The organism is Lysinibacillus sp. FSL L8-0312 (assembly GCF_038003285.1).
Taxonomy (GTDB): domain Bacteria; phylum Bacillota; class Bacilli; order Bacillales_A; family Planococcaceae; genus Lysinibacillus; species Lysinibacillus fusiformis_D.
The window spans coordinates 2,179,082-2,193,205 of sequence record NZ_JBBOOV010000001.1; the positions used below are offsets into that span (position 1 = coordinate 2,179,082).

Here is a 14,124-nt window from a genome sequence, read left to right on the forward strand (position 1 = left end):
CACCTGTTATCCTTTGATCATACCCGTATGATACCATATTAAATAAAAAAGAAAAGAGTGATTTGCTTGTCTATTTTTGATCAAACTTTCAAACGTCGATGTACAAACTCTGTAAAATGGGACGCAATGGAAAAGGTATATGGCCTAGATGATGCGTCAGATATCTTGCCAATGTGGGTAGCCGATATGGATTTTGCAGCACCAATAGCCGTTTCAAAGGCATTACAGAAACACGCTGAACAAACTATTTTTGGCTATAGTTTTATGGGTGAAGAAGCGATTCAGTCAATCGTAGACTGGCAAAATACTCGCCATGCCTGGCATATTGATAAAGAATCTATCCTATTTTGTAATGGTGTTGTAGCGGCATTAGCCAATAGCATTGTAGCCCTAACAAACCCTGGTGACAAAGTACTCATTTCGCCACCAGTCTACCCACCATTCTATAACATCCCCAAAAGTAATGGGCGTGAAGTTGTAAGCTGCCCATTAGTTGAAAAAGATGGTGTGATTGGCTATGATTTCGAAGCCTTTGAACAGGCATTAGCGCAAGATGTGAAAGCCTACATATTATGTAACCCTCACAATCCAGGAGGCTATGTATGGGATGAAGCTACTTTAAAGGAGATTGTACGACTTTGTGCTAAATACGATGTCATCATTATTTCTGATGAAATACATGCTGATTTAATGTTAAACGGGGATAAGCATATTCCTCTAGCAAAGGTTGCAGGTGATGAGATCAATCGTATTATTACTTGCATGGCTCCTACCAAAACATTTAATTTAGCAGGAATTCAAGTTTCTTATATGATCGTAACAGATAGGAAAAAACGTCTACAGCTAGAGGCAATAAATATGGCAAGTGGACAAGGCTCGTTAAATACATTTGCCTCTGTTGCACTTCATGCCGCTTATACAGAAGGAGCTCCTTGGTTAGACGAGTTACTTCCATATATTTCTACAAATATGGAATATGTAAAAGCCGAGTTAGAGCAGCTTCCAGGCATTCGTGTCACAATACCACAATCCACTTATTTAATCTGGATTGATTACCGCGAGCTAGAGCTTGAAGAAAAGGACATCATGAATCGCTTATTAAAAATCGGAAAGCTTGCATTAGAGCCAGGGACAAAATATGGGGAAGAAGGTCATGGCTTCCTACGTATGAATGTCGCTTGTTCATTTGAAACCGTTCAAGATGGTGTAAAACGCTTTAAAAAAGTGTTTGAATAGAAAATGACAGTAAAAAGGATATCTCAACTTTTGGAGATATCCTTTTATATGTTTAAAATAATGATTTTGTGGAAAAGTTTCTTATCAATCGGATGTAAAAAGAGGTGTTTTCATGGACTTAGCGCCATTAATGATTAAACGTGCATATATGACATTCTTATTTCCCTTTGCCTATTCCACGAAAAACCGTCAAAAAATTGGAGAGGTACTACTAAAGGAAGGTTTTACTTTTTTCACCCTAAATAATACAGCTCTTGAAAATGCCTTTTATGGTGATACGACAATCATCCATGAGGAGCTTGCCCAGTTTTTCTATCCCTTTTTAGAGGATAAATTATTCCCATACGATATGAATAGCCCTGACTTTATTCGGTTTTCAAAAGCATTCTATACCCAAGGCTCCTTACATCATCTAGACAGTCGTATTCATTATGAAATCACGAGTATTGATGTAACACTATGTCCTTTTGGAAACGGTATTATAACCGTGAGAACAAATATAACAGATACCCCACATGATATAAGTGACATTTTAAATTTTATTCACTATTTTAGAGTACTGGAGGCTAAGCTTCGAGAAGAAAAAGGGGCGAGTCATCATTTTTCCTTTGGCCATTGTTCTTCAACCAGTGAACTATTATTTAACTATTTTATCCCCTATTTACAGCCTTTTTTACAGCATCAACAAGACACTAGCTACGAAGGATTACCGTTTTTCGAGGATGAGCGGATGTATGCTTCTGCCTATTTAATTGCTGAGAAAGAAGCAGACATATTACCTGAGCATTTATTTCGATTAGGACAAGTAGATGGTAGAACACCTGCAGGCAAGCCCTTTATTTCCAGCACAAACGCTCAATATATTGCGCAATATGTGCAAGACCATGCACATACACGTTGGGCACCCAATAGCTATATTATTACTTCGGCACAGGCACAAATGACCCTTACGAATTTGCCCTTTGAAAAGTGTACACATAGCATTCAAGAGTTTATGGGAACACACTATTATAATCTTTTCATTCATTATTTTTACAAAATGATGCTCTTAAAGTTGTCCTATGAATATAGTGAAATCAAATGGGGCAAGGATAAGCTCGTTGTGAATGAATTAATTGAATTAATTACAAAATTTTCGGCACGCTATTATTTTGAAGAAGTGATTGTTCGAACGGAAGGAAGAGAAATTTCCCAAATGCTACGAAAGCTGTTCCGTATTAATGAGCATTATGTAGAAACCAAAGCGACATTGGACAGTTTGTATCGCACACAAGAGGATCAATCAGATAATAGAAGTAATAATTTACTTTTTATTTTAACTGTATTTACTGTGGTATCTGGTATTTACGGTATGAACTTAGTTATTGAGGGGTGGAAGGATAGCAGTGATTTCGAGAGTATTTGGAGTTATACACTATTCGAATGGCTAGCGTTTATTACCGCATTAAGTGGGATTGGTTTATCGCTTGTACTCGTTTGTTTCACTGGCTTCAAGACGGTGCAAAATATGATTCGTCGTTATAAAAAATGATCTATAAAAAAGAATCTGCTTACCCTTAACATCTAATGTGGGAAGCAGATTCTTTTTTAGCTAAATGTTTTGTTGATTGTTTGTATTTTTCTTATCTGCTAGAATACGTGCTTCGATTTCTTTTGATTTCATTTCCTGTTTCTTAGAAATTTTTCTAAAAAGCATAAACACGATAATACATAGAATAAGCATGATTAAAAACTCAAAAGCCGCTGGAATATAACCTGATTTGTCTTCAGGGATATATAAAAATTGGTACATAAAGTTTTGCATACTCTACACGTCCTTATAAGTATTATTCAAAAACTGTAATTGACTCAATTTTCACATCTTCTAATGGTTTATCGCGGAAATCTTTTTCAACATCCGCAATTTTGTCCACAATGTCCATACCTTCCACAACATGACCGAATACTGTGTGTTTATGGTCTAACCAAGGTGTACCACCATTTTGTGCATAAGCTTCAATGATCTCCTCTGGGAAACCAGCTCCTTGTAATTGGCGAAGCATATCACTTGGCAGATGCTTCATTTGTACGATAAAGAATTGAGAGCCATTTGTGTTTGGACCCGCATTTGCCATTGATAGCGCACCGCGCAGGTTAAATAAGTTATCTGAGAATTCATCTTCAAAAGAATTACCCCAAATCGATTCTCCACCCATACCAGTACCAGTTGGGTCTCCACCTTGAACCATGAAGTCTTGAATAACACGGTGGAAAATAATGCCATTATAGTAACCTGATTTAGCATGGCCTAAAAAGTTCTCAACCGTTTTGGGTGCATGCTCAGGGAACAACTTAATTTTGATAGCACCTAATGTTGTGTTCATTTCTACAAGCACTTCGCCTGCTTGTACGTCTGTTGTTAATTGTGGAAACATGGAAGTCTCTCCTTTAATGATAAATTTCAGTTTCAATGAAAAAAATGACTAATGCATCCTTTCCGACCTCATTTTAGTCTAACATACTTCTTATTGGTTTTCTTCATCAAAGTATTGACGATTTTTGCAATTTTAACTTTCATAATCAAAACCAAGGAAATAGGTCTGAGCGAGTATTTGGAATCAATCCAAAATATGTTATTCTGATGAAGGATTTATCGAAAGAGTGGAGGCACACATGAAAAAGGCTTTTGGTTTTTTTATTATATTACTATCCCTACCTGCTTTATGGTGGATTAGTACAAACATTAGGACAGAAATCAATATCGCTCAAGCACATGAGGAACAAATATCGAGTGCTATTCATTTACCTGAGGTACAAACCCAACTTCCTGTCACTCTAATTGATCGAAATGGGCAAACATTTAGCGAGGAATATGTCGAATGGCGACAGCCGTTAACCTTACAAGAAATTCCACAAATTGCCCAGGAAATATTCATTACAAGTGAAGATGCTGATTTTTATGAGCATATCGGTTTTGATTTAAGTGCAATCATTCGTGCAGTTGTAGCCAATTCGAATAGCAACACAGCCTCTCAAGGTGGTAGTACGATTACACAGCAGCTCGTTCGAATGCGTTATTTATCTGATGAAAAAACATATGAGCGGAAATTAACAGAGCTTTTTTATGCGCATGAATTAGAAAAAGAATTTGATAAAGAAACTATTTTAACAATGTATCTTAATGAATCCTATTTTAGCAACCAAGTTTATGGTATCGGTGGAGCAGCGACCTATTATTTTCAAAAGCCACTTCAAGAATTAAGCATTGCTGAAATTGCTTTTATTGCGGCTATCCCAAATAACCCCTCACTTTATAATCCTTTGAAAAATTTCGATCAAACTAAAGCGAGGCAGGAGCGTTTGTTAGATACGCTAGCAGTTAATGGCGCTATTACAAAGGAAAATGCAGCTACCTACAAAGCTGAGCCGATTACATTAAATGTGAAAGATAAAATTCAAAGTTATCCAATGTATAGCACTTACGTTCTTCAAGAGCTAAAGTGGTTAGTTGCTGAAAAAGAGGGTTATGCGGATCGACTGAGCAATACAGAGAATGAGGAAGAAAAGAAAAAAATTAAAGCACAATTAGATAATCGACTAGATACACTATTTCAAAATGGACTCATCATTCAAACTGCACTTGATCCAAATAAACAGCAACATGATGAGGTTAAAATGTCAGCTATTCTCGGTACAGGTTCGTTGCAAGCAGCTGGTGCAGTCATTGAAAACCAATCAAGAGAAATTGTCAGCTTGTATGCAGGAAAAAACTATGAAAAATTTGATTATCATCGTGCATTCCAAGGAACACGTCAGCCTGGATCAGCCTTTAAACCTTTAGCAGTCTATGCCCCTTTCTTTGAAACGTCAGCACATACACCTGATTCTATTGTCAATGGAGGTAGATACTGTGTTGGCTCGTTCTGTCCGCAAAACTATGGGGGCTATACGTATGGTGATGTGTCCCTCCGTACAGCTTTTCGACACAGCTACAACACATCTGCACTGCGTCTCTTTGAAACTATTGGCGTTGAAACGGCCTTTCAATACCTTAATCGCTTTCACTTCCGTTCGATTGTAGCGAAAGATCATAATTATGCCGCTTCATTGGGTGGGCTAACTTACGGTGTGACAGCCTTAGAGCTAGCAGATGCCTATACAAGCTTTATCGATGGCTCCTATGTTTTAGCACATGGTATTCGTAAAGTGACAGCTTTAGATGGAACTGAGCTTTATAGTTGGGATACACAGCGTAATCAAATCTGGTCTCCGAAAACGGTGAAATATATGCGTGAGCTTCTTGCTGATGTTGTGGCAAATGGGACAGGACAAGGGGTTTACAGTAACAGCGACTATATAGGAGCAAAAACAGGCACAACTAATGACTATCGGGACTACTGGCTTGCCGGACTTAATGATGGTTATACTGCGGCTGTATGGCTAGGCTATGATAAGCCTCAATCCATGCAAAAATTAGAGGCATACAAAATTCATCATCAATTATTTAATGTTTTATTAGAGTAGTGAAACAGCCAAGAGGTAGCAGTCTTACATGACTGCTACCTCTTTTCACTAGTATGTAATGTAACTAATTGGCAAACGGCAAACTTGCCAAAATGCCATTATATAGCTTCAGCACAACATAAATAATGAGTGTTAAAAGAATGGTCCACATAAAAAGCTCAAAGATTAATAGACCAATTGTGCCGCCCATCGACATAAAATGACTCATTTTATAAATCAGATAAATAAAATAGGTAAACACTGTTATGATAAAGATACCAATCAAAACATAAATAAATTGGATGGCAAATGCGGAACACATGGCGCCGATAAACAAGATAATGTAGCCACCTCGAGCCTGACTAACAGTAGCTCCATCATTATCTTTTGAGAAAAACAGCATTCCTAGCTCATGAATCGTTTCCCCTACTAGTTTGAGTGCAGAGAATAACATAAAAAAAACAATAGCAAAAACAATGAGCAAAAATACGCGTAACTCAAAATCAGATAAAAATTCTCGCATACCTGAATAAACACCGATTGCTTGAAAAATCTGTAAGGATTCGCCAACAGCATACATGCCAAATGTCAAACTAAACAATAAAATTGTAATTAATGGTAGATAACCATAGATATAAGGATTCCTCATAAAAAATTTTTTCCTCTATTTTTATTGATAACTTCCTATTTATAATATAACGAAAATTCTTCCACTACCGCAAGCTAAATCCCATTCGTCCATATGCATTCGCAATTAAAGTACGTTATAATTGGTATACTTACCTGCATAAAGGAGGGTTTTTTTGTTACAAGTACTTTATATTTTCATTCCAATGCTTGCTGCAATATTAGTGCCTTTTTTATATAAACGCATGAAAAATATTCACACAGGCTGGTTTGTTCTTGCTGTACCTGCTACACTCGCAGTTATCTATGCAACATATATTGCACAAGTAGCTGAAGGAGAAGTATTTATTGCAGAGCTACCTTGGATTCCATCACTTGATATTTCCATCGTTTCGTATTTGGATGGACTTAGCTTATTATTCTCACTACTCATTACCGGAATTGGTTCATTGGTTGTACTTTACTCTATCTTTTACTTAGATAAGCATAAAGAAAAATTACATAATTTTTATGTTTACTTATTGCTATTTATGTCAGCCATGCTGGGAGTAGTACAGTCAGATCATTTAATAACACTTTATTTCTTTTGGGAACTAACATCTATTTCGTCATTTTTACTCATTGGCTATTGGTATAACCGTGATGCCTCACGCTTCGGTGCACTGAAGTCCATGATGATAACAGTCGGTGGCGGCTTAATGATGCTAGGTGGTTTCGTTCTTCTTTATTTAATGGGAGGAACCTATTCCATCCGTGAACTGATTGTGATGGCACCTAATTTAGTAGACCAACCTTTATTCACTTGGTCGCTCGTTTTATTACTTTTAGGCGCATTTACAAAGTCCGCACAATTCCCATTCTATATTTGGCTACCAGATGCAATGGAAGCACCGACACCAGTAAGTGCCTATCTTCACTCCGCAACAATGGTCAAAGCAGGTATCTATTTAGTGGCACGCTTTACACCTATTTTTGCTGCCTCAGAGCTTTGGGTATGGCTTGTAACAGGAGTAGGTCTCTTAACATTATTCTGGGGTTCCTTCTTTGCAGTGAAGCAAACAGACTTAAAAGGCATTCTTGCATTTTCTACAGTCAGTCAACTGGGACTGATTATGTCACTGCTTGGGGCGAGCGCCGTTGCCTTTCATGCTAACGACACAGTCGATACGATTAAATTTGCGGCATATGCAGCTATTTTCCACCTTATCAACCATGCAACATTTAAAGGCAGTCTATTCATGATTGCAGGGATTGTGGATCATGAAACAGGAACTCGTGATATTCGAAAACTTGGTGGTTTAATGAGTATCATGCCGATTAGCTTTACTGTGGCAGCAATTGGCAGCTTATCAATGGCTGGTCTTCCACCGTTTAATGGCTTCTTAAGTAAAGAAATGTTTTTAACAGCTATGCTTGCCCTTCAAAAGTTTGAATTTTTCGGCTTTGAAACATGGGGAGCACTCTTCCCTATTATTGCTTGGATCGCTAGTATTTTCACATTTATCTATAGCTTTTATTTTGTTTTCCGAACATTTAATGGCAATTACAAGCCGGAACAATTACCTCATAAACCACATGAGGCACCAATAGGGATGCTTATTTCGCCGATACTTTTAGCAGCATTAGTCGTAATTATTTTCTTCATCCCGAATTTGATAGGCAATACCTTTGTCAAGCCTGCTGTTCAAGCCATTCAGCCATTTTTATATGATACGCCACAAGCTGTTGATATACATGTATCAGCTTGGCATGGCATTAACCCTGAGCTACTGATGACAATCGGAATAATTATCATTGGGGTATTATTATTTGTTGCCTTACCAAAATGGCAAGGAATATACCAACGATTCCCACAAGCATTCACATTAAACAATGCCTATGACAAAATCATGCAGGGGTTGGGTGTTGGCTTAAATCGTTTATCACGACGCTATATGACTGGCTCGATGCGTCACTATTTACTCTATATGTTTAGTGGAATCGCTATTATCGTCATTGGCTCTCTTTTCGTGAAGGATGCTTTTAGTCTTTCATTCCAAGGGGCCTCACCAATTAGACCATATGAAATTATATTGATTGTGGTTTTATTAATTGGTACAACCATTACTATCTTGGCCAAGTCACGTTTAACAGCCATTATTGGACTGGGTGCTGTTGGCTACACTGTTGCATTATTCTTTGTTATTTTTAACGCGCCGGATTTAGCGTTAACACAGCTCGTTATTGAAACGATTTCAGTAGCACTATTTTTATTAGCATTTTATCACCTCCCGAAGCTTGGTAAGCGCGAGGAAAGAATGAGATTCCAATTAAATCGTGCCATTGTTTCAATTGCAGTTGGTGTTATGGTAACACTTGTGGCACTATCTGCGCATTCACAAAAACTGATTCCTTCTATTGCTAAGTACTACGAGGAAACCGTGTACTCATTAGCTGGTGGAGGAAATATTGTAAACGTAATTTTAGTAGATTATCGTGGTTTCGATACATTATTTGAAATTACAGTACTAGGCATTGCGGGCATGGCGATTTTAGCCATGATTAAGTTACGTATGAATAGAAAGGAGAAAACACATGAAAACAAATGATGTGATAATACAATTTACAGCTAAAATTGTGTTTTTCATTATTTTCTTCTTCTCCATTCATATATTTTTAGCTGGTCACTACACGCCTGGGGGCGGCTTTGTTGGAGGACTGTTAACATCAAGTGCACTTGTTCTCTTAGTGTTAGCTTTTGATATCAATACAGTGCGCCATATCTTACCTATCAATTATACGTATGTAACAGCTATTGGCTTACTATTAGCCCTTGCTACTGCGGCATTCCCAATGTTTGTGGGCAAACCGTTTTTTACGCATTACTTTGATTATTTCGATTTACCGCTTCTGGGCAAACAGTCATTACACACGGCCATGCTTTTTGATAGCGGTGTCTATTTGGTTGTTGTCGGCGTTACGATGACCATTATTCAAACGATTGGGGAGGATGAATAATGGAAATAATTATGGCCTTTGTCATCGGCTTTCTCTTTATGGCAGCTGTCTATTTAATTTTATCGAAAAGCTTATTACGCATTATTATTGGAACAGGTCTTTTAAGTCATGGTGCCCACCTGCTCATCTTAACAATGGGGGGCCTTGGTGGCGAAGCACCACCCGTTTTAAACGAAGGAGCCAAAACTTTTGCGGACCCTTTACCCCAGGCGCTTATTTTAACAGCTATTGTTATTAGCTTTGGGGTTACAGCATTCTTCCTTGTACTTGCTTATCGTTCCTATCAGGAGCTTAACACAGATGATATTAGCTTAATGAGAGGAAGTGATGAGGATGAATAACTTCCTATTATTGCCCATTATCATCCCGTTTTTCTTCGGTATGATTTTAATGTTTGGGCAAAAAAATCTAACCTATCAACGGTCATTTTCATTACTTGGTATTGGACTCGCCTTCATCTCTGCTATTTCACTTCTTTTAAAAGTGAAACAGGATGATATTCAAAAGGTAACATTCGGAAATTGGCCTGTTCCTTACGGTATTACAATGGTATCTGATATGGTATCTGTATTACTCGTTACAACGACATTGCTTATTGCATTTTTTGTTGTTTGGTATGGTTTCGGTTCCATTACGAAGGAACGTGAACGCTTCTTTTATTACCCTGGTATTATGTTTATTTTAACGGGGGTCAATGGGGCCTTTACGACTGGCGATATTTTCAACTTGTTTGTTTTCTTTGAGGTATTGTTAATGGCTTCCTACTTACTCATCGTTCTAGGTGGTGAGAAGGGACAACTGAAAGGGTCTATTAAATATATTTTAATTAATGTTATTTCTTCGGCCTTATTCGTTATTACCGTTGCCTTTTTATATTCCGTAGTCGGTACATTAAACATGGCGGATATTGCTGTCAAAATTGCTGAAATTAATCAGCCGGGAATTATTACAGTTATTGCCGTCCTGTTTTTAATGGTATTTGGACTAAAAGCAGCCATTTTCCCATTATACTTTTGGCTTCCTACTTCTTATGCGGCAGCGCCAATTCCTGTCCTAACTCTATTTGGTGCTTTGCTTACAAAGGTGGGTGTCTATGCCATTACACGTACCTATACGCTATTTTTTGTACATGATTTATCCTATACGCACGATTTATTAATGGTACTAGCCATTGCTACTATCGTAGCTGGATGTATTGGGGCACTAGCTTATTTTGATGTCAAACTCATTATTATCTACAATATTGTTATTGCAGTAGGTGTCATTTTATTTGGTGTTTCTCAAATGAATGAGGTTTCCTTAAAGGGTGCTATGTTTTATTTAATTCACGATATGCTTATAAAGGCAGCACTCTTTATGTTAATCGGCATTGTCATCTACATTACTGGTACATCTGATTTGCGTAAGATGGGTGGTCTCATGAAGAAATATCCTGCCCTAGGCTGGTGTTATTTGATTGCAGCTTTTGGTTTAGCCGGCATTCCGCCACTTAGTGGATTTGTTGGAAAGCTGCTTATTGTACAGGGAGGCTTTGAGGCTGGTAGTATGTGGAGTAGTATTTTTATCTTAGCATCTTCACTGCTTGTCCTCTTATCCGTGATTCGTATTTTCCTTTATGCTTTTTGGGGTGAGGAGAAAGAAACACACGGGTCTGTCGATAAATCTGTCTATAAGATGCTGTTTATGCCTACTGCCCTTTTAGTACTCATTACTGTAGCATATGGTGTTGGTTCAGAATGGATTACGCCATTCATGGACGATGCAGCAAAATTATTAACGGATCCATCTATCTATATAGATGCTGTCATGAAGGGGGATTAACACAATGGCATTTCAAATGATTTTAAATTTTGTACTTGCCTTCGTCTGGATGTTCCTCTCCTCTAGTTACACAGCAGCTGGCTTTATCATAGGGTTCATCATGGGGATCATTTTACTTATCATCATGCGAAGATTTTTCAAATCACGTCTTTATGTCTACCGCTTATGGGCCCTTATTAAACTGACTTTGCTGTTTTTTAAAGAGTTAATATTAGCCAATGTGCAAGTTTTAAAGGTCGTGTTAAAGCCTAAATTGGACATGCAACCTGCCTTTTTTGCCTATCCTACTGTTTTAACCGAAGACTGGGAAATCACTTTATTATCAAGTCTTATTACGTTAACACCCGGAACAGTGGTAGTGCATGTATCAGATGATGCGAAAACATTGTATGTACATGCGATTGATATTAATGATGTGGATGAAGCTGTTGCTTCCATTCGAGATTCATTTGAGAAAGCGATTTTGGAGGTGAGTAAATCATGACAACATTTATTATTGCTGTGATCGTAGTGATTTGCTTATCGATGATTGCAGTTATTTACCGAATGGTAAAAGGCCCTTCTGCATCTGATCGTGTTGTCGCTTTGGATTCACTTGGTGTTTCACTTATTTCTCTTATTGGACTATTTTCGATTTTAGTGGAAACAAGCTTCTTTCTAGAAATTATTTTATTGCTTGCGATTTTATCGTTTATCGGGACAATGGCTTTCTCTAAATTCATAGAGAAAGGAGATATCATTAAACGTGACAATTCTCGCTAATAGCTTAGTTATCTTTTTCATTTCTGTTGGCGTACTGTTTATCGTCGTCACAGCTATCGGACTTGTCCGCTTACCTGATTTGTATACGCGTGCCCATGCCGCTTCTAAAAGTGCAACACTGGGTGTCATGTGTGTATTGATTGGGGTATTCTTTCACTTTTGGCTAATAGAAGATCATTTCAATCCCCGAATTTTACTAGGGATACTGTTCCTCTTCATCACTGGTCCTGTAGGGGGACACATTATGACTCGTTCTTCCTATATCGCTGGTGTAAAGCCTTGGAAAGGTACAGTACGTGATGAGTTAGGTCCTGAAATTGACAGAATGAAAAAGGAACAAAATGTAAAATAAACATAAAAGAACTGCTCGTTCGTACTACTGTCGAGCAGTTCTTTTAATTTCTTTAAATGTATCCCTTCAAAGTTAAAATCTTCGTCAGTTGTTCAACACACTCCTCGATGGAATGCTGTTCTGTGTTCAAAATAATTTCTGGATTCTCTGGTTCTTCATATGGGGCACTAATACCTGTAAAATTCGTAATTTCAGCATTCCTTGCCTTTTTATATAAACCTTTCGGATCTCTTTTTTCACATGTTTCTACTGAACACTTTACATAGACCTCTAAAAATTCACCGTCGTCTACAAGTCCACGTACTACTTGACGATCTTCTCGATAAGGTGAAATAAAAGCGGTTAGCACTATTTGACCACTTTCAATAAATAGCTTAGAAACTTCCCCTATTCGGCGAATATTTTCCTTTCGTCCGAACTCATCAAATCCTAAATCCTTATTCAAGCCATGGCGTACATTATCACCATCTAAAACGAAGGCTTGATTGCCCCGTTCAAATAATCGACGGGCAAAAGCATTGGCCACGGATGATTTCCCTGAAGCAGATAATCCCGTAAACCATAAAATAAAGCTTTGATGTTTGTTTTTTGAACGACGTTCCTCTTTCGTAATGGAGGCTTCATGCCAAACAATATTTGAACTCATTTAACTACCTCCTTACGCATGCCTTTGATTAATACATCTACAACTTCTTTGCGGCTAAATGTACTAGGTGGTACTTCTCCATTACGAAGCATTTCACGTACTTTCGTTCCTGATAGAATAACATGGGCAGAGCCATCATGCGGACACGTTTTGGTAGTAGCCATCCCCTCACATCGCTGGCAATAAAAACTATGTTCGAATTTTAATGGCACTATTCCTAATTCATCTTCCGTAAACTGTTCAAAAATCTTTTGTGCATCGTACGTACCATAATAATCACCTACACCTGCATGGTCACGACCAACAATAAAATGGGTACAGCCATAATTTTTCCTTACAAGCGCATGGAAAATGGCCTCCTTTGGCCCAGCATAACGCATTGCGGCAGGAAAAACGCCTAATTGTACACGGCTTTCAGGATAGTAGCTTTTCAATAAAACCTCATAGCTCTCCATACGTATTGTAGCTGACACATCATCCGATTTTGTTTCACCAATAAGTGGATTTAAAAATAACCCATCAATCGTTTCAAGCGCTGCCTTTTGAATATATTCATGCGCCCTATGAACTGGATTACGAGTTTGGAAGCCAACAATTGTTTTCCATCCCTTGTCGGCAAATAATTGACGTGTTTCTACGGGATCAAACGAATACGCAGGAAATTGTTGTGCGATACGTTTGATTAAGGTAATTTTTCCACCGACATAAATAGCAGGTCGGTCATGAAGCTTTTGAACTCCTGGATGTGCTAAATCCTCTGTCCCATATACAAGCAAAGCCTCTTTTTGTTTATTCGGCTCATAAATATCAACTACTTCAATAACGCCATAAACTTCATCTTGATAGACCAGTTTCACCTCATCACCAGGCTGTATCGTAGCTGCTTTTTCTTGTGTAACAGGTAATGTAATCGGAATACTCCATACTACGCCTGATGCTAAGCGACTTTGTTCCACAACTGACTCATAATCTTCTTGTGTTAAAAAGCCTTCAATTGGGCTATAGCCACCTATCGCAATTAACTCTAAATCACTTAAAGAAATAGCATCCAGCTCAATTTCCTTGTGAATGGTTGCTATCTCCTTTTCTGGGTTAAACGCTTGCACAAGAAGCCCACCATGTGGTTGTAAACTCATGAAAATCTCCTCCTACTTCTAGTTAAATACTAAGTTTTATAGTCAAAATAGTAGTTCTAGCATGA

The 14,124-nt window shown here is 37.9% G+C and carries 15 protein-coding genes; 10 read left to right on the forward strand and 5 right to left on the reverse strand.

All coding sequences use genetic code 11. The features are described 5' to 3' along the window. Positions 1–66 precede the first annotated feature (66 nt). Positions 67–1,236 carry a MalY/PatB family protein gene (locus tag MHI22_RS11030; protein WP_036119849.1) on the forward strand — a complete coding sequence of 390 codons (1,170 nt, stop codon included), beginning with the start codon at positions 67–69 and terminating at the stop codon, positions 1,234–1,236. A 112-nt stretch (positions 1,237–1,348) separates the two neighbouring features. Continuing rightward, positions 1,349–2,767, forward strand: coding sequence for a hypothetical protein (locus tag MHI22_RS11035; protein ID WP_036118111.1), 1,419 nt, complete (start codon positions 1,349–1,351; stop codon positions 2,765–2,767). A 60-nt stretch (positions 2,768–2,827) separates the two neighbouring features. On the opposite strand, the gene MHI22_RS11040 is transcribed toward MHI22_RS11035, so the two are convergent. Next, positions 2,828–3,040, reverse strand: coding sequence for a hypothetical protein (locus MHI22_RS11040; RefSeq protein ID WP_089934031.1), 213 nt, complete (start codon positions 3,038–3,040; stop codon positions 2,828–2,830). A 22-nt stretch (positions 3,041–3,062) separates the two neighbouring features. Further along, positions 3,063–3,650: a peptidylprolyl isomerase gene (locus MHI22_RS11045; protein WP_036118107.1), complete on the reverse strand. Its 588-nt coding sequence runs from the start codon at positions 3,648–3,650 to the stop codon at positions 3,063–3,065. Positions 3,651–3,888: 238 nt separating this feature from the next. Here MHI22_RS11045 and MHI22_RS11050 point away from each other — a divergent pair, with 238 nt between their 5' ends. Further along, positions 3,889–5,739 (forward strand): transglycosylase domain-containing protein, encoded by a 1,851-nt coding sequence (locus tag MHI22_RS11050; RefSeq protein WP_330493967.1) that lies wholly within the window; start codon positions 3,889–3,891, stop codon positions 5,737–5,739. Between the two features lie 64 nt (positions 5,740–5,803). On the opposite strand, the gene MHI22_RS11055 is transcribed toward MHI22_RS11050, so the two are convergent. Further along, positions 5,804–6,367, reverse strand: a complete 564-nt coding sequence (locus MHI22_RS11055; RefSeq protein ID WP_089934034.1) for a DUF5366 family protein — start codon at positions 6,365–6,367, stop codon at positions 5,804–5,806. Between the two features lie 154 nt (positions 6,368–6,521). On the opposite strand from MHI22_RS11055, the gene MHI22_RS11060 reads away from it, so the two are divergent. From MHI22_RS11060 to mnhG, 7 genes are read left to right on the forward strand one after another with little or no spacing between them, the layout of a single operon-like run. Continuing rightward, the gene (locus tag MHI22_RS11060) at positions 6,522–8,933 is read left to right on the forward strand and encodes a Na+/H+ antiporter subunit A (RefSeq protein ID WP_340811951.1); all 2,412 of its coding nucleotides are present in this window, start codon (positions 6,522–6,524) and stop codon (positions 8,931–8,933) included. Then, positions 8,920–9,342, forward strand: coding sequence for a Na(+)/H(+) antiporter subunit B (locus MHI22_RS11065; protein ID WP_036119837.1), 423 nt, complete (start codon positions 8,920–8,922; stop codon positions 9,340–9,342). The genes MHI22_RS11060 and MHI22_RS11065 overlap by 14 nt, the downstream gene beginning before the upstream one ends. Then, positions 9,342–9,683: a Na(+)/H(+) antiporter subunit C gene (locus MHI22_RS11070; protein WP_004228379.1), complete on the forward strand. Its 342-nt coding sequence runs from the start codon at positions 9,342–9,344 to the stop codon at positions 9,681–9,683. The genes MHI22_RS11065 and MHI22_RS11070 overlap by 1 nt, the downstream gene beginning before the upstream one ends. After that, complete coding sequence (locus MHI22_RS11075; protein WP_340811953.1) at positions 9,676–11,163, forward strand: Na+/H+ antiporter subunit D; 1,488 nt, start codon at positions 9,676–9,678, stop codon at positions 11,161–11,163. Before MHI22_RS11070 ends, MHI22_RS11075 begins: the two co-directional genes overlap by 8 nt. A gap of 4 nt (positions 11,164–11,167) precedes the next feature. After that, a complete protein-coding gene (locus MHI22_RS11080; RefSeq protein WP_340811955.1) occupies positions 11,168–11,647 on the forward strand; it encodes a Na+/H+ antiporter subunit E in 480 nt (159 codons plus the stop codon). Further along, entirely contained in the window at positions 11,644–11,925 is a 282-nt protein-coding gene (locus MHI22_RS11085) for a Na(+)/H(+) antiporter subunit F1 (protein WP_004228375.1), read from the forward strand. The genes MHI22_RS11080 and MHI22_RS11085 overlap by 4 nt, the downstream gene beginning before the upstream one ends. Beyond that, complete coding sequence (gene mnhG / locus MHI22_RS11090; protein ID WP_036119829.1) at positions 11,909–12,277, forward strand: monovalent cation/H(+) antiporter subunit G; 369 nt, start codon at positions 11,909–11,911, stop codon at positions 12,275–12,277. The genes MHI22_RS11085 and mnhG overlap by 17 nt, the downstream gene beginning before the upstream one ends. A 52-nt stretch (positions 12,278–12,329) precedes the next feature. On the opposite strand, the gene cysC is transcribed toward mnhG, so the two are convergent. Together cysC and sat are read right to left on the reverse strand one after the other, a co-directional pair. Further along, complete coding sequence (cysC, locus tag MHI22_RS11095) at positions 12,330–12,923, reverse strand: adenylyl-sulfate kinase (protein WP_340811957.1); 594 nt, start codon at positions 12,921–12,923, stop codon at positions 12,330–12,332. Continuing rightward, complete coding sequence (gene sat / locus MHI22_RS11100) at positions 12,920–14,059, reverse strand: sulfate adenylyltransferase (protein ID WP_340811959.1); 1,140 nt, start codon at positions 14,057–14,059, stop codon at positions 12,920–12,922. Before sat ends, cysC begins: the two co-directional genes overlap by 4 nt. Between the last annotated feature and the right edge of the window lie 65 nt (positions 14,060–14,124).